The sequence below is a fragment of the Mycobacterium colombiense genome (genome assembly GCF_001953985.1).
In the GTDB taxonomy this organism is placed as follows: domain Bacteria; phylum Actinomycetota; class Actinomycetes; order Mycobacteriales; family Mycobacteriaceae; genus Mycobacterium; species Mycobacterium colombiense_B.
This window is the reverse complement of record NZ_MBEI01000001.1, coordinates 130,212-154,898: the sequence shown is the minus strand read 5'-3', so window position 1 is coordinate 154,898 and position 24,687 is coordinate 130,212. Positions and strand designations below refer to the sequence as shown.

General features: G+C 68.6%; 17 protein-coding genes. 3 read left to right on the top strand and 14 right to left on the bottom strand.

All coding sequences use genetic code 11. From position 1 onward, the window contains the following. Positions 1-202: 202 nt before the first annotated feature. The 8 genes from era to hrcA are packed head-to-tail and all read right to left on the bottom strand — an operon-like array spanning position 203 to position 8,459. A complete protein-coding gene (gene era / locus A5732_RS00595; RefSeq protein ID WP_064878190.1) occupies positions 203-1,102 on the bottom strand; it encodes a GTPase Era in 900 nt (299 codons plus the stop codon). Beyond that, positions 1,095-2,405 (bottom strand): hemolysin family protein, encoded by a 1,311-nt coding sequence (locus A5732_RS00590; protein ID WP_064954087.1) that lies wholly within the window; start codon positions 2,403-2,405, stop codon positions 1,095-1,097. The genes era and A5732_RS00590 overlap by 8 nt, the downstream gene beginning before the upstream one ends. 12 nt (positions 2,406-2,417) lie before the next feature. Further along, complete coding sequence (locus A5732_RS00585; protein ID WP_076099944.1) at positions 2,418-3,683, bottom strand: hypothetical protein; 1,266 nt, start codon at positions 3,681-3,683, stop codon at positions 2,418-2,420. Further along, positions 3,680-4,213, bottom strand: coding sequence for an rRNA maturation RNase YbeY (ybeY, locus tag A5732_RS00580; protein ID WP_007770263.1), 534 nt, complete (start codon positions 4,211-4,213; stop codon positions 3,680-3,682). Before ybeY ends, A5732_RS00585 begins: the two co-directional genes overlap by 4 nt. Positions 4,214-4,232: 19 nt before the next feature. Next, a complete protein-coding gene (locus A5732_RS00575; protein ID WP_065127907.1) occupies positions 4,233-5,291 on the bottom strand; it encodes a PhoH family protein in 1,059 nt (352 codons plus the stop codon). A gap of 56 nt (positions 5,292-5,347) precedes the next feature. Next, positions 5,348-6,196, bottom strand: coding sequence for a 16S rRNA (uracil(1498)-N(3))-methyltransferase (locus A5732_RS00570; RefSeq protein ID WP_076099942.1), 849 nt, complete (start codon positions 6,194-6,196; stop codon positions 5,348-5,350). Positions 6,197-6,220: 24 nt separating this feature from the next. Beyond that, entirely contained in the window at positions 6,221-7,369 is a 1,149-nt protein-coding gene (gene dnaJ / locus A5732_RS00565) for a molecular chaperone DnaJ (protein ID WP_064954091.1), read from the bottom strand. Positions 7,370-7,427: 58 nt separating this feature from the next. Then, entirely contained in the window at positions 7,428-8,459 is a 1,032-nt protein-coding gene (gene hrcA, locus A5732_RS00560) for a heat-inducible transcriptional repressor HrcA (protein ID WP_064954092.1), read from the bottom strand. Positions 8,460-8,706: 247 nt separating this feature from the next. On the opposite strand from hrcA, the gene A5732_RS00555 reads away from it, so the two are divergent. The 3 genes from A5732_RS00555 to A5732_RS00545 all read left to right on the top strand — a co-directional run bounded on the left by A5732_RS00555 (position 8,707) and on the right by A5732_RS00545 (position 10,591). Next, complete coding sequence (locus A5732_RS00555) at positions 8,707-9,021, top strand: type II toxin-antitoxin system VapB family antitoxin (protein ID WP_064954093.1); 315 nt, start codon at positions 8,707-8,709, stop codon at positions 9,019-9,021. A gap of 80 nt (positions 9,022-9,101) precedes the next feature. After that, positions 9,102-9,698, top strand: coding sequence for a carboxymuconolactone decarboxylase family protein (locus tag A5732_RS00550; protein WP_076054360.1), 597 nt, complete (start codon positions 9,102-9,104; stop codon positions 9,696-9,698). Beyond that, positions 9,695-10,591 carry a sigma-70 family RNA polymerase sigma factor gene (locus A5732_RS00545; RefSeq protein WP_076054261.1) on the top strand — a complete coding sequence of 299 codons (897 nt, stop codon included), beginning with the start codon at positions 9,695-9,697 and terminating at the stop codon, positions 10,589-10,591. The genes A5732_RS00550 and A5732_RS00545 overlap by 4 nt, the downstream gene beginning before the upstream one ends. Here the strand turns inward: A5732_RS00545 and A5732_RS00540 are convergent. The 6 genes from A5732_RS00540 to A5732_RS00515 form a co-directional block, all read right to left on the bottom strand. Next, entirely contained in the window at positions 10,585-11,106 is a 522-nt protein-coding gene (locus A5732_RS00540) for a hypothetical protein (protein ID WP_076099940.1), read from the bottom strand. The two genes, A5732_RS00545 and A5732_RS00540, sit on opposite strands and share 7 nt — an antisense overlap. Before the next feature lie 315 nt (positions 11,107-11,421). After that, the gene (locus tag A5732_RS00535; RefSeq protein ID WP_076099938.1) at positions 11,422-11,967 is read right to left on the bottom strand and encodes a hypothetical protein; all 546 of its coding nucleotides are present in this window, start codon (positions 11,965-11,967) and stop codon (positions 11,422-11,424) included. Positions 11,968-12,193: 226 nt separating this feature from the next. Beyond that, complete coding sequence (locus tag A5732_RS00530; protein WP_064954098.1) at positions 12,194-12,409, bottom strand: MbtH family protein; 216 nt, start codon at positions 12,407-12,409, stop codon at positions 12,194-12,196. After that, on the bottom strand, positions 12,390-13,676 hold the full coding sequence (mbtG, locus tag A5732_RS00525; protein ID WP_076054255.1) for an NADPH-dependent L-lysine N(6)-monooxygenase MbtG: 1,287 nt from the start codon (positions 13,674-13,676) through the stop codon (positions 12,390-12,392). Before mbtG ends, A5732_RS00530 begins: the two co-directional genes overlap by 20 nt. Then, positions 13,673-18,112 carry a non-ribosomal peptide synthetase gene (locus tag A5732_RS00520; protein WP_076099936.1) on the bottom strand — a complete coding sequence of 1,480 codons (4,440 nt, stop codon included), beginning with the start codon at positions 18,110-18,112 and terminating at the stop codon, positions 13,673-13,675. Before A5732_RS00520 ends, mbtG begins: the two co-directional genes overlap by 4 nt. Beyond that, positions 18,109-24,687, bottom strand: a complete 6,579-nt coding sequence (locus A5732_RS00515) for a non-ribosomal peptide synthetase (protein ID WP_076099933.1) — start codon at positions 24,685-24,687, stop codon at positions 18,109-18,111. Before A5732_RS00515 ends, A5732_RS00520 begins: the two co-directional genes overlap by 4 nt.

Sequence of the window (24,687 nt, the reverse complement as noted above, 5' to 3'; positions counted from 1 at the left end):
GTAGCCTCTGCCAGGCATATGGCCTTTCTCAAATGCGCTAGCACCGGCGCTAGCACGATTGAGACTCACCTATTGGTCGGGTGTGCGGCGGTGGAAGGTGTGCGGCCGGGTGTGCGGCGGTGGAAGGTGCGCGGCCGGGCGCGTGGCGGAAGGTGTGCGGCCGGGTGTGCGGCGGTGGAAGGTGCGCGGCCGGGCATGACCGCTAAAAGCCCAGTCGACCAAGCTGTTTGGGGTCGCTCTGCCAGTTCTTGGCGACCTTGACGCGCAGGTCGAGGTAAATCTTGGTGCCCAGCAGCTTCTCGATCTGGGCGCGCGCGGCGGTGCCGACCTCCCGCAGCCGGGCACCACCCTTGCCGATGACTATGCCCTTCTGGCTGTCGCGTTCGACGTAGAGCAGGGCGTGCACGTCGATCAGGTCGTCGCGATCCTCCCGCGGATTGACCTCGTCGATGACCACCGCCAGTGAGTGCGGCAGCTCGTCGCGAACACCTTCCAGCGCGGCCTCCCGAATGAGCTCGGCCATCAGGACTTCTTCGGGTTCGTCGGTCAGCTCACCGTCGGGGTAGTAGGCCGGGCCGGGCGGCAGCGCCGCGGCCAACACGTCGATCAAGATGTCGACCTGCGCACCGGTCACCGCCGACACCGGCACGATTTCGGCCGAGTCACCGACTAACTCGCTGACCGCCACCAGTTGCGCGGCCACCCGGTCCTTGGGGGTCTTGTCGATCTTGGTGACGATGGCGACCAGGGTCGTCTTCGGCGCGGTCGCGCGGATCTGTTCGACGATCCACCGGTCTCCGGGACCGATCGCCTCGTCCGCCGGGATGCACAGCCCGATCACGTCGACTTCGGAATAGGTGTCGCGCACAAGGTCATTGAGCCGCTTGCCCAGCAAGGTGCGCGGCCGGTGCAGGCCCGGCGTGTCGACCAGGATGATCTGAAAGTCGTCCCGGTGCACGATGCCGCGGATGGTGTGCCGGGTGGTCTGTGGCCGCATCGAGGTGATCGCGACCTTGGTCCCGACGAGCGCGTTCGTCAGTGTCGATTTCCCGGTGTTGGGACGACCGACGAAACATACGAAACCGGAGCGGAATTCAGTCATGCTGCTCGGATGCCTCGCCATCGGGTGAACCGTCGGATTCGCTCGGGCTGAGCAGGACGGTGTTGATCCGTACCCTGCCCCGGTGATCGGTGCCGCCCTCGGCCTGCAGCCGCAGACCGTGCGACACCACCTCGGCGCCCGGCAGCGGAACGCGGCCCAATTCCAGGGCGAGCAGGCCGCCGACGGTGTCGACGTCGAGATCGTCGTCGAATTCCACGTCATACAGCTCGCCCAGGTCCTCGATCGGCAGCCGCGCCGACACCCGGAAGTGCTTGTCGCCCAGGTCCTCTATGGGCGCCGTCTCCGCCTGGTCGTACTCGTCGGCGATCTCGCCGACGATTTCCTCGAGCACATCTTCGATGCTGACCAGGCCGGCGATCGCGCCGTACTCGTCGACGAGCAGCGCCATGTGGTTGCGGTCGCGCTGCATTTCCCGCAGCAGCGAGTCCAGGGGTTTGGAGTCGGGCACGAAGACCGCCGGGCGCATCACCTTCGACACCGGCGGGGTCCGGCCGCCGTCACCGGACAGCACCGTCTGCTGGACAAGGTCTTTCAGGTACACGACGCCGACGATGTCGTCGACGTTCTCGCCGATCACCGGGATGCGGGAATGCCCGCTGCGCACCGCCAGGTTGATCGCCTGGCTGGCGAACTTGTCGCTTTCGATCCAGATCATCTCGGTGCGCGGCACCATCACCTCGCGGGCCGGAGTGTCACCGAGTTCGAAGACCGACTGGATCATCCGGCGCTCTTCGGCGGCGACCACGCCGCGCTGCTGGGCCAGATCGACGACCTCACGCAGCTCGATCTCGGAGGCGAACGGCCCGTTCCGCAGGCCGCGCCCGGGAGTGACCGCGTTACCCAGCACCACCAGCAGTCGGCTGATCGGCATCAACAGCCACGAGATCGCCTGCAGCGGAAGCACCGTCGTCAATGCGATCGAGTAGGCGTTCTGCCGGCCGAGGGTGCGCGGCCCCACCCCCATTACGACGAAGCTGGTCACCACCATGATGGTCGCGGCGCCGAACAATCCCCAGCGCAGCCCGAAGTTGTCGTAGAGGAAAACCACCAGCAACACGGTCGCGGTGATCTCGCAGGTGATCCGCAGCAGCACCACCAGGTTGATGTAGCGCGGCCGCTCCGACATCACCTTGGACAACGCCACCGCGCCGGGCCGCTCGTCGCGCACCAACTCCTGAACCCGGGCCAGCGACACCGTGCTGATGGCCGCATCGATCGCCGCGAACAGTCCGCCCAGCGCAATCAGCGCGACTGCGCCGAGCAGCTCAGACCAGCCCGTCAATTGTCGACGTACCTAGGTGTCAGCGTCCTGCTCCTCGGTCCGGCTCCGGCGAGCGAGCAACCAGGCGACCAGGCACACCACGACCGCGAACCCGCCGTAGCGCAGCGCCATAGTCCAGATGGATTGGTTGGGTTCACCGGGCTCCTGATGGTGGACGGCGAGCAGCACCAGGAAGCTGCCATCGTCGGTCGGGCCGACGCCGGGCGTCGGCTGGGTCTTGATCACCCGGATCTGGGCGGGGGCGCTGGTGGAATTGTCGATCTGCCCCCAGGCCAGGGTGGAGTCGTCGAGCAGGAAGGTGTCCTGGCCGCCGGCGGGTTGGCTGCCGTCGTGACCCACCACCGACACGTGGCCCACTTCGACGGTCTCGCCCTTGGCGGGGACGGACACGCTGACGTTCTCGTAGAGCTTCGGGGGCGCGGGCGGCTTGTAATCGGGGGGCGGCGGGCCGTTGTAGCCGTTCAGCGGTATCGAACCCCCGCCGTAGAAGCTGCCGGCCGCCACATAGCTGTCGCCGACCGCGGTGAACGGGACGACGCCGACGGTCGTCGCGTCGAGCACCATCCGCGCTCCTCGCGGCAGGTACGCCTGCTGGTAGGCGCCGTTGTAGAAGTAGCGGAACGTGACCGGCTGATTGAGCGGGTTGTAGATGGTCGGGCGGCGGTAGGCGTCGTCGTAGTCGAGGTAGTCCCAGTGGCGCGGGCGGACGAACTTCTGGTCGTCAATCTTGAGGATGTCGACGTTGTCCCGGTGCGAACTCACGACGTTCTGCACCTGCTGGTTGAAATCGATCTGGGTGGGCGGCTTCGGCGGGTTGGCGGGGTCGACGCGCGTCACCGGCGCGCCCTTGGCCGCCGCGATCGCCAGCGACGGCGCATCCAGCCCGCGCGGCGGCGCCACCACCGGGGCGTTGCGCGGCGCGTCGGGGCCGGGCGGAGGGATTTCCAGCACCGGCACGTTCTGACCCGAGTTGGGCGGCGGCAGGACCAGCGGGTTCTGCGCCGGCGGCGGCATCGGGGGCGGCTCGTACACCGGAATGGGAACTTCTGGGGCCCGCGTGGGCGCGTTGCTCGGGGGCCCCTGCACCCCGTGGCGGTCCTCGTTGCACACGTTCGCCGTGTGGTAGGCGTTCACGTAGAACATGCAGTGCTCGCAGGCGACCGGGTTCGATCCCGCACCCGCACACGGGGCGGCCTGCGCCTCGGTGTCGGTGATGGCCCACACCGGCAACGGTGCGAACGCGATGGCGGCTGCCGCCAGAATCTTGAGGGTCCTCAATTGTCGAAATACCTTGACTTGTCGAGCAATCGGCGGTCCCGCTCCTCTTGGCGGTCCTGACGGTAAGCCTCGACCTGATCGGCGACCCACTCTTCGAGGAGCCGGTCCTGCAGGGCGAACATCTCCTTCTCCTCGTCCGGCTCGCCGTGGTCGTAGCCGATCAGGTGAAGCACCCCGTGGATGGTCAGCAGCGCCAGCTCGTGCCCCAGGCTGTGCCCCGCCGAGGCGGCCTGGCCGGCCGCGAATTCCGGGCACAGCACGATGTCGCCCAGCATCGAGGGACCCGGCTCGGGGGCGTCCGGGCGCCCACCCGGCTCGAGCTCGTCCATCGGAAAGCTCATCACGTCGGTCGGGCCGGGCAGGTCCATCCAGCGCATGTGCAGGTCGGCCATCGCGGCGGTGTCCAGCAACACCATCGACAGCTCGGCGGCCGGATTGACGTCCATCTTGGCGATCACGAACCGCGCGACGCTGATCAGCTCGGCTTCGGAGACGTCGATACCCGATTCGTTGGATACCTCAATGCTCATAAACCCGCTCACCGCACCATCATCGACGACCGCGCGAGCCCGTCGCCCGCCGCGACGCCCGGTTCATCGTCAGACCGGGCTCTTCAAACTTCGCATAGGCGTCGACGATCTCCGAGACCAGCCGGTGGCGGACCACGTCCACGCTGGTCAGCTCGGCGACGTGGATGTCCTCCACGCTGTCCAGGATTTCCATCGCCGAACGCAGGCCCGACTTGGCGCCCCCGGGCAGGTCGACCTGCGTGATGTCGCCGGTGACAACGATCTTCGACCCGAAGCCCAGCCGGGTGAGGAACATCTTCATCTGCTCGGCGGTGGTGTTCTGCGCCTCGTCGAGGACGATGAACGCGGAGTTCAACGTCCTTCCCCGCATGTAGGCCAGCGGCGCCACCTCGATGACCCCGGCGGTCATCAGTTTCTGGATCAGCTCGGGATCCATCATTTCGTAGAGCGCGTCGTACAACGGCCGCAGATAGGGATCGATCTTCTCGCTGAGCGTGCCGGGCAAAAAGCCAAGGCGCTCACCGGCTTCCACGGCCGGGCGGGTCAAGATGATGCGGCTGACCTGTTTGGTCTGCAGCGCGTTGACCGCCTTGGCCATCGCGAGATAGGTCTTGCCGGTGCCGGCCGGGCCGACCCCGAAGACGATCGTGTTGTCGTCGATGGCGTCGACGTAGCGCTTCTGGTTGAGCGTCTTGGGCCGGATCGTCTTTCCCCGCCGCGACAGGATGTCCAGCGTGAGCACTTCGGCCGGTGACTCGTTGTCGGTGCCGGCCAGCATGGCGACGCTGTGCCGGACCACCTCGGGGGTCAACGACTGACCCCCGGCGACGATGGCGACCAGCTCGGAGATCACCCGCTCGGCGAGCGCGACGTCGGCGGGCTCACCCGCGACGGTGACCGCGTTGCCACGCACGTGCAGGTCGGCATTCAGGCTGCGCTCGAGGGCCCGCAGGTTCTGGTCCGCCGAACCCAACAGGCCCATGACGACATCGGGCGGAACGTCGATGCTGCTGCGAACCTGAGCAGAGGCCGGGACGGCTCCGGCTGCGTCAGCAGCGCTGGTCTCGCGGGGCGTCACGTGGCTCTCGATGCCTGCTTCCTCGGCTTGTCGGTGGGTTGCTGGGCCGTCTCAGTCTACGCCGAGGGCCCGGGTTGGTCAGTGTTCAGCAACGTACTCGACGACGGGCCGGTGTCGCGAACCTGCAGCGTGAGGCCGTTTGCCGGAATGTCGCCGCGCCGGTCCCAGCGCGGGGTCAGCACGCCGAGGGCGCCCAGGGCCACCGCCGCGGCCGTCGACGTCCGCAGCACCTGCGGACCGAGCCGCACCGCGGCCGCGCCTGCGTCGGATAGCGCCGCCATCTCGTCGTCGGCGATCCCGCCTTCGGGGCCGACGACGACCAGCAGTGATTTGGCTTGTGCCAGCTCAATATCCGCGAGCCGGTCGGTGGCCGACTCGTGCAAGGCCAGCGCCGTCGCGCCGGCGGCCACCTCGTCGCGGATCCGCCGCGTCAGCTCCGCGGTGGACAGCACGCCGTCGACCGGCGGGATGTGCGCCCGGCGGGATTGCCGGGCCGCCGAACGGACGACGGCGCGCCACCGGCGCAGCCCCTTGTCGACCCGGTTGCCCTGCCAGTTGGCCACGCACCGTGCGGCCTGCCACGCCAGGAACGCGTCGGCGCCGGCTTCGGTGGCCAGCTCGATGGCCAGCTCCGAGCGCTCCGACTTCGGCAGCGCCTGCACGACCGTCACGGCCGGGGATCCGGGCGGGACGCTCCAGCGCTCGAGCACCCGCGCGCGCAGGCCGTCACGCCCGGCGTGCTCCACCTCGCAGTGGGCCAAGACTCCGGCGCCGTCGCCCAGCACGAGCCGCTCGCCGGGACGGATGCGCCGCACGGTGGCGGCGTGAAAGCCCTCGTCACCGCCCAGCACGGCGAGCGCGCCGGGCTGCGGCAGATCGTCGAGGTAGAACAGGGTCGCGACCATGCGGGCGCCTTCGCGGGCTCCCGACTAGCGTCCGGTGAAGGTTTCGCGGAGCCGGCTGAACAGGCCGCCGCCGGCGTGGGTCGAGCGGACCTCGGGCACGTCGCGGCTGCGGCGCGTCTTGAGCTCGCGCAGCAATTCGGTGTCGCGGTGATCCAGTCGGGCCGGAACCACCACCTCGACGTGCACATGCAGATCGCCCCGGGTGCCGGACCGCAGGTGCGGCATGCCGTGGCCGCGCAGCGTGATGACCGACGCCGGTTGGGTGCCGGGCGGGATGGTGATCTCGCTGACGCCGTCCAGGATGGCGTCGACGGTGACGGTGGCGCCCAGCGCCGCGTCGACCATCGGCACCGAGACCGTGCAGTGCAGGTCGTCGCCCTCGCGGACGAAGACGTCGTGGGGCTGTTCGTGCACCTCGACGTACAGGTCACCGGCCGGCCCGCCGCCGGGCCCGACCTCACCCTGGGCGGCGAGCCGCACGCGCATGCCGTCGCCCACACCGGCGGGGATTTTGACGCTGATCTCGCGGCGGGCCCGCACCCGGCCGTCGCCCATGCACTGGTGGCACGGGTCGGGGATGACGACGCCGACGCCACGGCAGGTCGGGCACGGCCGCGAGGTCATCACCTGTCCCAGCAGCGAGCGCTGTACCGTCTGGACCTCGCCGCGGCCACCGCAGGTGTCGCACGGCACCGGCGCCGAATCGCCGTTGGTGCCCTTGCCCTGGCATCGGTCGCACAGCACCGCGGTATCGACGGTGACCTGCTTGGTGACGCCGGTGGCGCACTCTTCGAGGTCGAGCCGCATCCGCAGCAGCGAGTCCGAGCCCGGACGCACCCGCCCGATGGGGCCGCGGGAGGTCGCGCCGCCGCTGAAGCCGCCGCCGAAGAAGGCCTCGAACACGTCGCCCAGGCCGCCGAAACCGCCGCCGAAGCCGCCGCCCGCCGCGGCCGCACCCTCCATCGGGTCACCGCCCAGGTCGACGATCCGCCGCTTCTCGGGGTCGCTCAGCACCTCGTAGGCGACGCTGATCTCCTGGAATTTCGCCTGCGCAGCCTGGTCGGGGTTGACGTCGGGATGCAGTTCGCGCGCCATCTTGCGATACGCGCGCTTGATCTCCGCGTCGCTGGCGTTTCTGCTCACGCCGAGCAGCCCGTAGTAATCGCGTGCCACGCTTGACTCTCCTATACCTGGTCTTTACCCCGCGCCAACCCATCCTGCGGGTGCGCGTTCATCGAGCACCCAGGACTTCGCCGATATATAGGGCAACCGCAGCAACACTGGCGATAGTTCCCGGATAGTCCATCCGGGTGGGCCCCAGCACACCCATTCCCCCGTAAACGGTGTCGGAAGTGCCGTAGGCGGTGGTGACCACGGAGGTGCCCAATATCTGCTCGGCGGCCGTCTCGTGGCCGATGCGCACCGTCACCTTACCGGCTTCCTGCTGGGCGGCCAGCAACCGCAGCACCACCACCTGCTCCTCCAGCGCTTCCAGGATGGAGCGCAACGAGCCACCGAAATCGGCCGCGTTACGGGTCAGGTTGGCGGTACCACCGAGCAACAGGCGTTCTTCGGTGTGTTCGACGAGGGACTCCAGCAACACCGTCGCCGACCGGCCGACGGCGTCGCCCAGGCCGTCCGGGCTGCGCAGCTGTCCGGCGAGGTCGGCCACCGCCACCGAGGCGGCCGACAGCTTCTTGCCCACCAGCGCCTGGCCGAGCATCTCGCGTAGCTGAGAAAGTTCGTGGTCGTCGATGACGTCACCGAGTTCGACGACCCGCTGGTCGACCCGGCCCGAGTCGGTGATGACGACCATCAGCAGCCGCGCCGGGGTCAGGGCGATCACTTCGAGGTGACGCACCGTCGACGAGGACAGCGTGGGGTACTGCACCACGGCCACCTGCCGGGTCAGTTGCGACAGCAGCCGGACCGCCCGGCGCAGCACGTCGTCGAGGTCGACCCCGGATTCGAGGAAGCTCTGGATCGCGCGCCGTTCGGCCGAGGATAGGGGTTTGACGTCGTCGAGCCGGTCGACGAATTCGCGGTAGCCCTTCTCGGTGGGCACCCGCCCGGAACTGGTGTGCGGCTGGGTGATGTAGCCCTCGGCCTCGAGCACCGCCATGTCGTTGCGGACGGTGGCGGACGAGACGCCCAGGTTGTGACGCTCCACCAACGCCTTGGAACCGATCGGTTCTTTGGTGGCGACGAAGTCGGCGACGATGGCGCGCAGCACCTCGAACCGACGGTCATCGGCACTTCCCACCGGCCGCCACCTCCTTCGATACCGCCTTGACCGGATTCATTTTACGGGCTCGGGCGGTGCCGACCGTTATCAGCGGCGTTTCGGCGGACTGGGTGGCCGCGGGGCTGACGGCCCGTCCTCGCCGCGAAGACGGCGGGTCGCTCGGAAGACTTTCTGCGCACGCACCGGTGCTGCCGAGCACCAGTCCGACTAGCCTTTCCAGAATGAAGCGGTCGGGCCAGCGCGATGAGTCGGGAGAGGTCGGCCGATGATTTTCAAGGGCGTGCGCGACGGCAAGCCGTATCCGGAGCACAACCTGTCCTACCGGGATTGGTCGCAGATACCGCCGCAGCAGATCCGGCTCGACGAATTGGTCACCACCACAACGGTGCTCGCACTGGACCGCCTGCTCTCCGAGGACTCCACCTTCTACGGCGATCTCTTCCCGCACGCGGTGCGGTGGAAGGGCATCACCTATCTCGAAGACGGCCTGCACCGTGCGGTGCGCGCCGCGCTGCGGAACCGCACCGTGCTGCACGCCCGGGTCTACAACATGGATATGCCGCTGGGCTCGCCCGCATAACCGTCACGTTCGGGCCTCGCCGCGTGTCGACCTAGTAAGGACGTTGGTTCTCACCACACAACTTGCCAGGGAGGGTGGTCATGTCACGGCTGCAAGGAGTCTCCGACCGCGACGCCGGCCTCGGCGCCAAAATCGCCTTCTTCTTCACCAAGCGCAAGCTCGCGCAGATGGCCGGACTCGAAACCGCGGGGATGCTGGAGCCGCTGCGGATGTATGCGCATATCCCCCGCTTGCTCAGCGCCTACGGCAAGTTGGAGCAGGCCGAGTCGAAACTGGACATTCTCAGTCCCCGCCACCGCGCGCTGGCGGAGCTCAAGGCGGCAACGACGGTGCGCTGTGAGTACTGCATCGACCTCGGCTCACAGATCGCACGCCGCTGGGGCATGACCGACGAAGAGCTGTTGGCCCTCTCCGATTATCAGAACGCGCCATGCTTCTCCGACGTCGACAAGCTGATCCTGCGGTACGCCACCGCGATGAGTCGCACACCGGTCGAGGTGACCGATGAACTTTTCGACGCGCTGCGTCTCCACTTCGACACACCACAGCTCGTTGGGCTGACCCATGTCATCAATCTGGGCAACATGCGCGCCCGGTTCAACATTGCCCTCGGTATCGGGTCGTCGGGCTTTTCCGGTGGCCGGGTGTGCGCCTTACCCGAGACCGATCGGCCGTGACGGCGGAGGCGTCACTGGCGGCACGCTTCGAGGCGGCCCGACCACAGCTGGGCGCCATCGCCTACCGCATGCTGGGCTCGATCGACGACGCTCAGGATGCGGTGCAGGAGGCGTGGCTGCGGTTGAGCCGCAGCGCCGAATCGGACGGCGGGGAGGGCATCGTCAATCTGGACGCCTGGCTGACCACGGTGGTGGCGCGCATCTGCTTGAACATGTTGCGCGACCGCCGGACTCACGGCGGCGAGGAACTGGTCGGTCACCTGCCGGATCCGATCGTGGAGGCAGAGGGTGAATTCGACCCCGAACACCGCGCCATGCTGGCCGACGCGGTGGGGCTGGCGCTGTTCGTGGTGCTGGACACGTTGCCGCCGGCCGAGCGGCTGGCGTTCGTCCTGCACGACGTCTTCACCGTGCCGTTCGATCAGATCGCGGCCATCGTCGACCGGACGCCGGAGTCGGCCCGCAAGCTGGCCAGCCGGGCACGACGCCGGATCGAGCAGGCCGATCCGGTTCCCGACGGCACATTGGCCGCGCAACGCGAGGTGGTCGACGCCTTCTTCGCGGCGGGGCGCAGTGGCGACTTCGACCGCCTGGTCGCGGTGCTCCATCCCGACGTGGTGTTGCGGGGTGACTTCGGCGCCGCCGCGCCCGTCTTCCGCGCCCAGGGTGCGGTCTCGGTGGCGGAGCTGGCCCGCGGTTACGCGGGCTCGGAGCGCGAGGCGCGTGCCGCGACCATCAACGGTGCCGCCGGCGCGGTGATTTTCATCGCCGGCCGGGCGGCATCCGTCATGGGTTTCGTGGTACGCGACGGCCGGATCCGCGCGATCGATGTGCTCGCGGATCCGGCGCGCATCGCCCGGTTAGACCTGCGCGCGCTGGGCGCCGATCACTGACCGGCGGCCTGCAGCAGTTCCATCGCCGACGCCCGCGACAGCACCCAGCCGCCCTGATTGACGAAGGTGACGTTCTGCGTGACCGGCGACGTCAGCTTGGGGCCGGAGACCGCAACGTCGGCGGTCGCCGAACCGCCCGCGGCCGGCTGGATGTTCGTGACGTCGAACGACAGCGGCAGGTCGCCGTTCTTGGCGGCCTTCTGCAGCTTCTTGTCCGCGACGTGCGCTTCCATGCCACTGATGCCGCCCTGGACCAGGTTGCCCTTGCTGTTGAACGACACCTTCGGGTCGGCGAGGCTGTTCAACACGCCCGTCAGCTGATCGGGCGTCGGCACATTGGCTCCGGCGACCGGCTGCGCCGGCGGCGGATCCTGCGGAAGCGGCGCACCGACGGTGGCCAGCCGCACCCCGGCGGCCAGCGAACTCGGCGTCGCGACGGAAGCCACGCCGGCGGCGGCGCCCCCGACGATGGCCAGCGCTGCCACCGCGGTGGCAATGGTCTTGACTGTGTTCATGGTTCCCCCTTCGGTAGGCACGAATTTCGACGCATCGCAATCCGCACCGCCTGTCGTGGCAGCTCAGATGGTGTAGGCGTGCCCGTTGCGTCTGGTATTTCGTATCTCGGCACCGATACGTTACGGCGAGCCGATGTGGAACAAACAAGAGCAAACTGTGCGCCGGCTGTGCGAGGACGTGCATGGGTACGCCGCCGGGGGCGACCGGTGATTGCGTGCCAGGGGAATTGAAACGCAGAACCCCATGCGCCGCCTCACGGAGGCGCATGGGGTCCGCTTGAAACGTCGGTTTTGTCAGACGAATCGCCGAACTGTTTAGTTGGTCGCCGTCGCCGCCTGGAGCAGGGCAAGCGCCGCGTCGTGTTGCAGGATCCAGTTTCCGTTCTGGTTGACGAACACCAGGTGCTTTTCGACCGGCCCGGCGAACTTCGGCCCGGTGATGGCCACGTCGGCCTGGGCCATGTTCGGCCCCGCCGGCGCGATGTTCGTCACGTTGAACTGCTCGGGGAAGTTGCCGTTCCGGTAGGCCTTCCGCAGGTCGTGGTCGGCGACCATACCCTCGTTTTGCGGGACGCCGTTTTCAACGAGGTTGTTCTTGTCCCTGTAGTTGACCCCGGGGTCGGTTACTTGGGTGCAGAGATTGGCCAGTTGGTCAGCCGTCGGCAACTGTCCCGGCGCTCCCGGCGGCGGGGGCGGAGGCGCCGGCGCAGGCGGCGGGTCCTGCGGCAGTGGCGCGCCGACCGCAGCCAGTTGCACCTGATCCAGGCCGATCGGTGCTGCAATGGAAGCCACACCGGCGGCGGCGCCGCCAATGGCGGTCAGCGCCGCCACGCCCGTGGCAATGGACTTCACGGATTTCACAGGTCCCCCTTCGATGCACATGGGCCGTGGCGGAAATCCCGCGGATCGCCGCACACGGTCACACGTCTCCATGGTTGAAGATGGTGTAAGTGTGCCCTGTGACTCCGCGATTTGTGTCTCAGGTCGGTCACGTTACGACGACGCTACGGCCGCGACGTGTAATCACGCTAATTATTCTGTGCCGCAAGCATGTAGCGGCAAAAATCTCGCCCCCGCGGACCCCCTGCTACTCGCCGGCGAGTGTCTCGATCAGGCTCTTGGGCCGGATGTCGGACCAGTTCTGTTCCACGTACTGCAGGCAGTCCGCGCGGCTGGCCTCACCGAACGCCACCCGCCAGCCGGCCGGCGTGTCAGCGAAGGTCGGCCACAGGCTGTGCTGGTCTTCGTCGTTGACCAGCACCACAAAGGTCGCGTTGTCGTCATCAAAGGGGTTCGCGCTCATCGTGTCTCCTTCGCACGGGATACTTGGACGGGCTGACGGTGGATCCCAACACCCGGTCGGATAGCAGTCCAAGGCAGCTCAGGTTGGGAAACCCGGGCCCCTGGGTAAGTCCTGACAGGTTCGGCAGGAACAACTTGGGTGTCACGTCTGTGACGGCCAGGTCATAACCTATCGCCTCCTGCAGCCGTTCCGCAGTCAGGGGCCCACCCAGACCGAGTTCTAACAGATCAAGGGCTTCCTGGCTGAATAACGGTGCGAACCAAAGCGAGTCGGCGCCGGAACCATCGATGACGAGATCGAACCCGTGTACCGTCTCCAGATTCTCGCTGCCGCGGTTGGTGGACAGCGTCAACCGGATCTGCCCCTCCTTGCCCACCGCGTGGGCGACGCGGCCACGCAGGTGGTGGATGCGATCGTCGGCCAGCAACGCTTCCTGCACGTGGGACGAAAACACCCCACGGTCGGTGCGCGCCAACGCATCACGGCGTTCGGCAAGCGTGAGGGCCGGCCAGTTGGTGGGATCGGAGAACAGCGAGTTCTCGAAGAACCCCTCGCCGCGGGTGAACAATGTGGCTTGTGGCGAAATCACGGTGATGCTGGAAACCCGGTGCCGGAACAGCTCATAGAGCATCGCCGCGGCCGTCTCGCCACCGCCGATCACCGCCACCCGCTCCGCATCGATGCGGTCGTGATTGGCGGCGCGGTCCCAGAACTGGGCGATCGACAGCACGCGCGGATTGCCCGGAAGCAAAGACTTTTCGGCCTGGCCGGGGCCGGTGATCATCAACGCGTCGGCGTGCACGGTGGTCTCGTGCGTGTACAGCGCCCAGCGGTCTCCGGCGATCGCCATTCGCTCGACATCGCCGTGCACCACGTTCATGCCCACGTGGTGAGCGACCCAATTCAGGTACTGACCCCATCGGCGATGCGTCGGCGCCGGCCTGCCGCGGTCGATCCACTCCGCGAACGAGGCCGTCGCGATGAGATAGGACTGCCAGCTGTAGCGGGTCATCCGCTCGTCGAGTTCGGCGTTGCGGCGCGGCACCAGCGCCGAGCGGTAGGGAAACCCGACGTCTTTTTCGGGGCTGGTACCCAACCGATGCGCGCCATCGGTCCAGCCTCCGCTGGCCTGCCAGTTCGCCGCGACGCCGATCCGCTCCACCGCGACCACGTCGGGAACCTCGACGCCCATGTCGCGCAGCGCGAAGGCCTTGGCTGCCACAGCCACCGCCTTGGCGCCGGCACCCACGATCGCAAGTGTGCTCATTTCACCATCTCCCGCAGCGAATCGACCCAAAGCTCCTGCAGCGCAGCAATATCCGTGTCATCGAGAATGTCGGGCAGGGCGCGCCACTGCGCGGCCAGCACCCGCTCCCCGTCATAGCTCAGCACCATCGCGGCGATGGTCAGTTCGTGGCGCACCGCCAGTTCCGGCTCCGGCACCGGCGACGACCCGGCGAGTAGCTCACGCTCGAGCCGCAGTCCGGTGCCGCCGTCGGTGTGCGCGGCGCCGAGATAATTCAGCAGCAGCTGCGGAGGTGCATAACCGGCGAGCCGCTCCGCGGTGTCGTCGCGCAGGTAGCGCAGCAATCCGTAGTCGAGTCCATCGCCGGGGATCGCCGCCATCGTCTCCGCCACCGCGCGCGGATCCGTCGAGTCGAACCGCACCGGGTAGATGGAGCTGAGCAACCCGACCGTGTCGCCGGTGTCGATGGTGTGTGCGCCCGGCCCGTCCACCAAACTGTCCGCGCGGCCGTGTGTTTCGAGTGCCAGCAGCGGGGGCGGGGTGGCCTGGCCGCGCATCTCGCGCCAGCGCGTCACCGTCGCCGCGGTCGCGGCGATCAGCAGCGTGGGCAACGGCAGGCCCGACTCCAGCAGCCGGCGGGTGACGTCGGCGTCGGTGGCGGCGTTGCGCACGATCAGGTCACGAGCCCGATCGCGGCTCGGATCGAGGCGACGGGCACCGAGGTCGGGATCGTCGCCGTCCAGTTGGGACGCCCAGAATTGGACGGTGTCCAACCGGTGCGCCCGCGCGGTCAGCGCGTCCGCCCAGCGTCGATAGCTGGTGTGCTCGCGGATCGGCGCCGGCGAGTGGCCGGTGGCCGACGCCGTCAGGCCCGCACCGAGTTCACCGAGGATCACGCGCCACGACGCCGGGTCCAGCGCGACGACGTGCGCGGCCAGCAGCAGGACGCTCTCCCCCGCCTGCGGTCGCAACCACACCGCGGACAGCAGCGTTCCGCGTTCGGGGTCGAGGCGGTCGACGGCCTGGGCGACGTGGGTGGGTACCACCGCGGCCAGATCGCCAACCACCTCAACCTCTTTGACCACATCGACAATGTCTGCCGCCGGAGCCGGCACCAGGGTCATGGTGGAGCGGTCCACCCGGGTGCGCAGCACCTCGTGTCCCTCGATGATGCTTGCCAAGGCCGCGTCCAACTGCTCGCGGCGCAGCGTCTCGGGCAATCGGACGGCTTCGGTCTGCGCGAGCCGGCGCGGGTCACCGAACTCATAGAGCCATCGGCCGTTGGGCAGCAACGGCATTGGTCCGGATCCGGTGTCCGCCTGCCCGGCGGCGGCCGCGGTTTCCGAGTCGATCGCCTCGGCCAGTTCGCGGACGTTGCTGCACTCGAGGATGAGCCTGGCGCGCAGCGCAATTCCGCGTGCGCGGGCCGCTTGCACCACCGACAACGCCATGATGCTGTCCAGGCCCAGCTGCAGGAAATCCGCGGTGACGTCGATGCGCGGCTGCCCGAGCAGCTCGGCCAGCAGCTCGGCCAGCGCGGATTCCGTGGCGGTCTCGGGCGTTGCCGCCCCGACCTCCGACTCGGCGTTGTCGAAGGCGGCCAGCGCGGTCTCGTCCAGCTTCCCGTTGGCGGTCAATGGGATTTCGTCGACCAGGACGATGCGCTGCGGAACCATGTAGCGCGGCAGCCGGGTGCTGAGCATGCCCCGAAGCTCGGACGTTGTGGGCCGGTCGGCTGTTGCGTCGGTGGCGACGTACGCGGTGAGCCGCGCGGCACCGCGGCGCTGTTGCACCAGCACCCCCGCGTGCCGCACGGCCGGGTGCGATTCGAGGGCGGCGGCGATCTCCCCGGGTTCGACGCGGTGGCCGCGGATCTTCACCTGGGCGTCGGCGCGTCCCACGTATTGCACTGAGCCGTCGGGCAATCGGCGCACCAGATCGCCGGTGCGATACATCCGTTCGGCCGTCGCAAACGGGTCGGCGACAAAGCGCGCCGCGGTCTCCGGAGCGCGGCCCAGGTAGCCACGGGCCAGCTGGGCACCGCCCAGATAGAGTTCGCCCGTCGCCCCGCACGGCACCGGCCGCAGCGCCGAGTCCAGGACGTAGCCACGGGTGTGCCGGGTCGGCCGCCCGATGGCTGGGTCATCGTGCTCGGCGATGGCGGCGACCACCGCCTCCACCGTGGTCTCGGTGGGCCCGTAGCAGTTGTATGCCACCATCGACGAGGTGCCGCAGGTGTTGCGGATCCGGTTCCAGGCCGCGCTGCCGACCGCCTCGCCGCCCAGCGCAAGCACGGTCAGTGGCGCCTCGGTCAGCAGACCAAAAGCCTGCAGTTGGGCGAACATTGACGGCGTGGTGTCGATCATGTCGATGCCGTGCGCGGCGATCAGCGCGACGAGCGCCTCGGCATCGGTCTGGGTCTGCTCGTCGACGACATGCACGCGGTGCCCGTCGAGCAGGCCGACCAACGGCTGCCACGCGGCGTCGAAGGCGAACGACCAGGCGTGGGCGATGCGCAGCGGACGCCCGAGTTTGCCTGCCGCGGACCGCAATACGCGGTCCAGATGATCGTCGGCGTAGGCACCTACCGCGCCGTGGGTTCCGATGACACCCTTGGGTTCTCCCGTCGTGCCCGAGGTGAACACGACATACGCGGCCTGCTCGGCGGTAACGTCGACTGGGTTGAACTCGTCGTCATGCGGTTCGCAGGCGTTCAGCAGCTCCTCGGTCAGCTCGTCGTCCAACACGATCGACGCGCCCGATTGGCGCAGGATCGAGTCCACCCGCTCGGGGGGCATTGCAGGTTCCATCGGCACGCACATGCCGCCGGCCTTGAGCACGGCGAGTATCGCGATGATGTAGTGCGGGCCGCGGGAAAGGCTGAGTCCCACCGGAGTTTCGGGCTTGACCCCCTTGTGGGCGAGTCGCGCCGCCAGCCGGGTGGCATGAAGATCCAGCTCGCGGTAGCTCAGCGCGCCGCCCGCCCAGCTGACCGCCGCGTTGTCCGGTGTCCGGGCGACGACGCCGGCGAACCGGGCATGAATGCTCAACGGCGACAAAGGCGTTAGCGCGCCGGCGGCCCGCAGCGGGTCGGCCTCGTCGCCGAGCAGAACGCTGACGTCGCGCAGCGGACGCTCCCAGCCCTGCAGCAGCCTCTCAGCGGCGGTAAGCACCCGCTGCCCGAAGGTGGCGGCGGGAATGGCGCCCAGCGCTCCGTCGATCGCTTCGATCAGCACCACCAGCTCGCCGCCTTCCATGTGGGCGGCGATCGCGACCGGGAAATGCGACAGGGTTTGCAGGGCGGACGGCCGGAAAGTCGCACCACCGGCGGTCAATTCGCCACCGGCGGTCAGCCCGTCCATCGGGAAGTTCTCGTAGACCAGCAGGGTGTCGAACATCTCCCCGACCCCGCCGAGGGCGCGCAGTTGGGCATGGCCGAGGTGGCTGTGCTCGCGCAGCAGCGCCGCGTCGCGCTGCACGGCGCGGCACTGCTCGCCGGCCGTCGCGGCCGGGTCGAGCCGCACCCGCAGCGGCACGGTGTTGATGAACAAGCCGACCATGGTCTCGACGCCGGTCAGTTCGGGTGGCCGACCGGAGACCGTGACCCCGAAAACCACATCGCGGGTGTCGGTTAGCCGCGACAACACCAGCGCCCACGCCATTTGCATCAGGGTGTTGACGGTGATGCCGCGCGCTCGGGTGTCCTCGACCAACCGCGCGGTGGTGTCTGCCGGCAGGCGCAGCCGGGTGGTGCGGGGCAGCGCCGACTGCTGCCCCTCGGTCGTCTCGATGGACCCCAGCGAGGCGGCGAGCAGGGTGGGGCCCGGCAGTCCGGCCAGGTGCTCGCGCCAAACCCGTTGGCTGGTTTCCGGGTCGCGGCTCGCCAGCCAGCCAATGTAGTCGCGGTAGGGCCGCGGCGCCACGGGCAGCGCCGACGGGTCGCCGCCGGCCTGATACAGGATCGTCATCTCGTTGACGAACACCGGCAACGACCATCCGTCGATCACAATGTGATGCGCGGTGAGCACCAAACGCCATTGCGCGCCGGGCAATTCGATCAACAGGAAGCGAATGGCCGGCCCACGTTCCAGATTGAACGGCCGTTGGCGTTCGCCGGTTTCCAGCGCGGGCACGTCCCCGGGTGTGGCGGTGACCAGTCGCCAGGGCAACTCGACGCGGGACGGCACGATCTGAACCGGTCGCGGGATCCCCCGGCTGAAGAAGCTGGCCCGCAGATTCGGGTGTCGCACCAACATCCGCTCCGCGCATTCGCGTAGCAGCGCGACATCGAGTTCGCCGGAGATGTCCGCCGCGATCCCGATGACGTACGGGTCGTCCGCCGCTTCCCCGTCGGCGAACTCGGCGAGCGTGGTCAGCGAATACAAGCCCTCCTGCAGCGGGCTCAGCGCCATCACGTCCTCGATGTCGGGCGCGACATCGGTTTGGGCAGCTGTCATGTCGTGCCTTCGCGCGACGACGAGAAGAGTTGCGTCACGGCGGCCAGATCCGAGGGCGACAGTCCCGAAGTACTCATCGGCTCGAAACGGGTGTCGGCCGGCAACTCGTCCTGTTCGACGACGGCCCCTTCGTCGCCCAGGGCATCCAGCGCGGCGGCCAGCTGCTGCACCGTCGGGTTCTCGAAGATCATCCGCGGGCTCACGGCCAGGCCGGCCGCCCGGGCCCGCGAGGCGAGCTGCACGGACAGGATGCTGTCGCCGCCGAGGGCGAAGAAGTCGTCGAAGCGCCCGACATCCGGGGTGGACAGCAGTTCCGCGAACACCTTGGCCAGCGCCCGTTCGGTGTCGGTGCGGGCCGGTTCGGTCTGCCCGCCGGTGCTGACCGCCGGCCGCGGCAGCCCGGGCCGGTTCAGCTTGCCCGATTCGGTTTTCGGCAGGACGTCGAGCACGGTCAGCGACGACGGCAGCATGTAGCCCGGCAGGGTCGTGGCGATCGCGGCGCGCACCTCGCTCGCGAATGTCGCCTTCGCGGCGTCATCGGTGATCGGGTGTTGCGGCACAACATATCCGGCCAGGGAGGTGCCGCCGTGCACCTCCCAGGTGCGGGCCGCCGCGGCCGCGACGCCATCGGCGCCCGCCAGGGCCGCCTCGACCTCGGCCAACTCGACGCGGAAACCGCGGACTTGCACCTGATGGTCGGAACGTCCGGCGAATTCCAGTTGACCATCCTCGGTCCACCGGGCCAGGTCGCCGCTGCGGTACAGCCGCGAACCCGGCTCGGCACCATAGGGATTGGCGATGAACCGCGTCGCGGTCAGGCCCGGACGTTTCCAATAGCCTCGAGCGAGCTGGTCACCGGCGTAGTACAACTCGCCCACGACGCCGACCGGCACGGGACGCAGCCCGTCGTCGAGCAGATAGGCCTGCGCCCCCGGGACCGGCTTTCCGACAAGCGGATTCGGCAGGCCCAGCCGCCCGCGGGACACCGCGCCGGAGGTCTCGGTGGAACCGATGTTGTTCAGCAGCTCGGTGCGGACGCCGTCCTGGTCGGCGCACACCGATACCAGCCGCTGCAGCAGCGCCGTGCTCACCGGTTCCCCACCGCACACCAGCCGCGACAGCGCGCACACCGCGTCGGGCCGGCTGTCCACCAGCGCCGACACCAGGCTGGGCACCGCTGTCACCTGGGCGACGGAATACCGGTTCATCAGGTCCCCGAGGGCCTCCGGGTCGCGGTGCTCGGCGTCGTCGGCCAGGATCATGGTCGCGCCGGCCGCCAGGCCGGCCAGCATCTCCATGCCGCCTTCGAGGAAGGTGATCGAGGCCTGCGCCAGTCGAACGTCGTCGGTTCGCGGCGGGTAGTGCCGCAGCTGCCAGTCGAGCCGCGCTGTCATCGAGCGGTGCGTCCCCACCGCGCCTTTTGGCTTGCCGGTGGACCCGGAGGTGAACACCAGGTACATCGGGTCATCGGGGTGCGGCAGTCGCGCCTCCCTCGACAGGGGATCCACGTCGTCGCTGTCGACCAGGGCGCGTACCTGCGGATCGTCCAGCGAGATCAGCTCGACCCCGGGCACCTGCGGCATGGTGTCCACGGCTTCGACCGTCGCGACCACGACCGGCGGTTGCACGTCGTCGAGCATGAATTGCTTTCGGGCCAACGGATATCCGGGATCGATGGGGAAGTAACCGGCGCCGGCTTTCATGATGGCCACCAGCGCCACCACCAGCTCGATGCTCCGTCGGGTCGACAGCCCGACCAGCGACCCGGGCCCCACCCCGTTCTTGACGAGCAGCGCGGCCAGATTGTCCGAACGACGGTGCAGCGCAGGGTAACCGATGCTCTGCTCGCCGCAGCGCACCGCGACGCGGTCGGCGCCCCACGTCCGGCTGGGTTCCAGCAGTTCCGGAATGGTGCGTGGCCGGTCGTGCGGCGGCTGCTCGCCGCGGCTCCAGTCCTGCAGAATGCGGTGCTGTTCCGCGGCATCGATCAGCCGGACGTCGCGCAGAGTCTGATCGATGTCACCGGCGAACTCGGCGAGTGCTCGGCCCAGCCATTCGGCCATCCGCTCGATGGTGGTCCTGGCGTAAAGCTCGGTGCGGTAGATGACATTGCAGTTGTAGCCGATGTCGCCGGAGCCGTCGGTACCGAAGAAATTCACGCTCAGGTCGGCGTGCGCCATGTCGAAGACGGGGTCCAGCGAGGTGCACACGGTGTCCTGCTCACCGCTGCCCGGGGCCGCGGCCTCGATGACCCGGGTGGCGGACAGGTGATCCCGGACGTGCACGACGACCTGGAACAGCGGGTTGCGTGACAGCGAGCGCACCGGGCTGACGCTGTCGACCACCCGGTCGAACGGCAGGTCCTGGTGGGCGTAGGCCGCCAGCGCGGTCTCCCGGGCCCGCTTGAGCAGTTCGCGCAACGTCGGGTTGCCGTCCATGTCGTTGCGCAGCACCAGGATGTTGACGAAGAATCCGATCAGCTGGTCCAACTCGGCTTCGGTGCGGCCGGCGACCGGGGTACCCAGCGGAATGTCGGTTCCCCCACCGGCTTTGTGCAAGACCACGGCGACAGCCGTTTGCAGCAGCATGAATTCGGTGATGCCGAGCTCGCGGCACAGCTCGCCCAGCTTGGCGCGGGTGGCCGAGTCGATCTGGAAGTCGACCGACTCCCCCTCGCCACTGGGCACCGGCTGGCGCGGGAAGTCCGGGCGCAGCCCGGTGTCCTCCGGCATCCCGGCCAGCTGCCGGGTCCAGTACTCGCGCTGGCCGCCGGCGATGGCGGACTCCTGGCTCGCGTCACCCAGGAACTTGTGCTGCCAGGCCGCGTAGTCGGCGTACTGCACACGCAGCGGGGCCCAGGACGGCGCCTCCCCGCCGCGCCGGGCCCGGTAGGCCGTCATCACGTCGGAGAACAGCACGCCCGCCGACCAATGGTCGGAGGCGATGTGGTGCACGACCAGCGACAGCACATGCTCCGCGGTGTTCTGGGTGCGCAGCACCGCGACCCGGATCGGCAATTCAGCGTCCAGTTCGAAGCAGTGGCATCGCTCGACGTCGAGCTGCTGTTGCAGCCAGGCCTCGTCGGGCCCCTCCTCGCGGCGCACCGGAACCTCGACGCCGGCCGGTTCAACGACCTGATAGGGCACGCCGTCCAGCTCGACGTAGCCGGTGCGCAAGATTTCGTGCCGGGCAACGACATCGCCGACGGCGGCGATCAACGCATCGATGTCCCACGGCCCGGTCAGCTTCGCCGCAAAGGGAATGTTGTTGACCCGGCTGGGCCCGTCCACGCGGTAGGCGAACCAGCTGCGCAGCTGCGACGCCGACAGCGGCATCGGTTCGTCATGCGCGGTGGTGATCAGCCGGGGCCGCGACTGCGTCCTTACGCCCAAACCCAGTTGGTCGATCCGCTCGGCCAACGCCCCGACCGTCGCGAGTTCGAACACGTCGCGGATGCCGATTTCCACGCCGCACTCCGCGCGGATCGCGGTGACCAGTTTGGTGGCGACCAGCGAGTGGCCGCCCAGATCGAAGAACGAGTCGTCGACGCCCACGCGTTCGTGGCCGAGCAACCCGGAAAACAATTGCGCGATGCGCTCTTCGGTGGGGGTGCTGGGGTCGCGGTATTCGGTCGCGGCCGCGATCTGCGGTTCCGGCAGCGCGGCGCGGTCGATCTTCTGGTGCGCGGTGATCGGGATCTCGTCGAGCACCACGTAAGCGGCCGGGGTCATGTAGTCCGGCAGCGCGGCGGCCACCCGGGCCCGGATGCGCTCGACGTCAACGGTTTCCGTGCCGGCGCCCTGGGCCGGCGTCACGTATCCGACCAGGCTCTTGCCCACCTGGGGCAGGTCCATGGCCAGCACGACCGCTTGCCCGACGCTGGGGTCGACCGAGATGGCGGCCGCGATTTCGCCCAGCTCGATGCGGAAACCGCGGATCTTCACCTGCTCGTCGGCGCGGCCGACGAACTCGATGTCGCCGTCGGCGTTGCGGCGGGCCAGGTCACCGGAACGGTACATCCGGCCACCGGGCGTGAACGGGTCGGCGACGAAGCGCTCGGCGGTCAGCTGCGGTCTGCGGTGATATCCATGCGCGACATGCGTTCCGGCGATGTAGATTTCACCGATCACGCCGACCGGGACCGGCTGCAGCGCGTTGTCGAGCAGATACACCTGCGTGTTGATCTTGGGCCGGCCGATGGGCACCACCCGGGTGCCCTGGGCGCCCTCGACCGGGTAGCTGGTGCAGTTCACCACCGTCTCGGTCGGTCCGTAGAAGTTGTGCAGCGACGCGTCGAAGGTGGCGTGGAACTTGTCGGCGATCTCGCCCGGCAGGGCCTCCCCGCCGATGGGCACGCGCCGCAGGGTCCGCCACTGGCCGACGCCGGGTAACGACAGGAAGAGCCCCAGCAGCGACGGGACGAAGTGCATCGACGTGATGCCCTCACGGGCCAGCAGCTCGGTGAGGTAACCGATGTCGCGCAGCCCGTCGGGCCGCGGAATCACCAAGCGGGCACCCATGATCAGCGTGCCGAAGATCTCGCCCATCGACACGTCGAAGCTGGGCGAGGCGACCTGCAGCAGCCGATCGGTGTCGTCGATCCGGTATTCGTCGCCGAACCAGACGAAGTACTCGGCGATGGGGGCGTGCGGCACCGGAACGCCCTTGGGCAGCCCGGTGGAGCCCGAGGTGTAGATCAGGTAGGCGGTGTTCTGCGGGCTCAGCGGTCGGATCAGCTCGGCGGGTGCGCTGGCCGGATAGCGCGCGGCGTCGCTAATCGGTTCGCGCAGAACCAGTTTCGTGTCCGCGTCCTCGAGGATGAAGCTCAGCCGGTCCTCCGGATAGGTGGGATCCACCGGCAGATAGACCCCGCCCGCTTTGAGCACCCCGAGCGCGGTGATGACCAATTCGGGGGACTTGTCCAGCAGCACCGCGACGCGATCCTCGGTGCCGATCCCCTGCTCGATGAGCCAGTGCGCCAACCGGTTCGACTCTTCGTCGATTTCCCGGTAGGAGTAGGCGCGCCCCTCGTAGACCACGGCGACGGCATCGGGGGTGAGCCCGGCCCTCCGGCTGACCAGCTCGGGCAACGTGCTGGCCGGGGTGACGAATTCCTCGCCGGTCGATACCGCGCGCAGCCACTCGGCGTCCTCGTCGCTCATCAACGCGCACGCCGACAGCGTCACGTCGGGGTCGGACAGCACGCCATCCAGCAAGGCGGCGTAGTGGCGCAGCAATTGCTCGACCAATTGCTGATCCATCACCTCGACCAGGTACTCGGCCTCGACCACGCCGCCGCCTGAGCCGTCCGGTGCCCGGTCCAGCTCGACCATCAGGCTCAAGGGCAATTGGTTGAAATGGCCGCGCAATTCGCCGCGCTCGCAGCGCACGCCGGGCGGACAGAAGCCGGCGCCGTCGGGCTCCCGTTGCCCGAAGCTCACCCGAGTCATCCGATCCGCGCCATGCCGGCGATCGGGATTCGACTCGCGCACCAGCCAGTCCAGGTCGGCGCGCGAATGAGCGAAGGCGCCCACCGCCTCCTCACGGGTTTGGGCCAGCAGCTCGCGGAACGTCTGGTGCGACCGCGGCCGCAGCCGGATCACCACGGTGTTGCCGTAATAACCGATGACATCCTCGGTGCCCACCCCGCGGTTGAGCACCGGGGCCGCAACCAAGAAGTCCGTCGACTGCGTGTACCGGTGCACGAGCGCGGCGAACGCGGCCATCAACACCATGTACGGGGTGGCGCCCGTCTCGCGGGCCAGCACGGCCGCCCGCTCGACGGTGTCCGCCGACAACTGCGCGAACGCGCGCTGTGCGCGCCAGGTGCTGGGCACCACCGAACCGTTGACCCCGGGCAGTTCAAGGGGTTCCGGAAGGTCGGCCATCCGCGGCCGCCAGTAGTCCAGGTCCGCCTGGCGAATGGCGGTCGCATCCGCGGCGAGGTCCCTGAGCGCCCGACCATCGGCGAACGCAGCCGGGTCGGTGTATGCGCGGGTCAGATCGGCGAAGAAGGGCGCCCACGAGCCGTCGTCCCAGGCGATGTGGTGCGCGGTGATCAGCAGCATCAGTTCGTCATCAGCCACGCGCGCCACCGTGACCCGCAGCGGCGAATCCTTGCTCAGGTCGAATGGCCGGCGAAAGTCACGCTGCGCCAGCACATCCAGACGTAGCCCGCGCGCCTGATCGGTCATCCCGGTCAGGTCGTGTTCGGCCCATTCGGGCCGCAGGTCCTCGCGGATCACCGGATGCGGGTAGCCCTCGCCGTCGGTGGCGTACGTCGTATGCAGCACCGGGTGTCGCGCGGCGACTGCGTCGACCGCACGATGCAACTGCGCGGTGTCGACGGTGCCGGATAGGCGGTACGAGACGCAGATGTTGAGCAACGCGCCGTCGGGATCCACGGACTGCACGAACCACATCCGGTGCTGGCCGACCGACATGCGTGGTTCGCCGTCGGTCGCGAGCGGCGCCGCGGCCGTCGTCTTGGCCAGGCCGCGTTCAGCGAGCTTGCGGCGCAGTAATTCCAGCCGCTCATCGTCGAGACGAGTGCCGACGCCGGTGGTGTCTGTCAC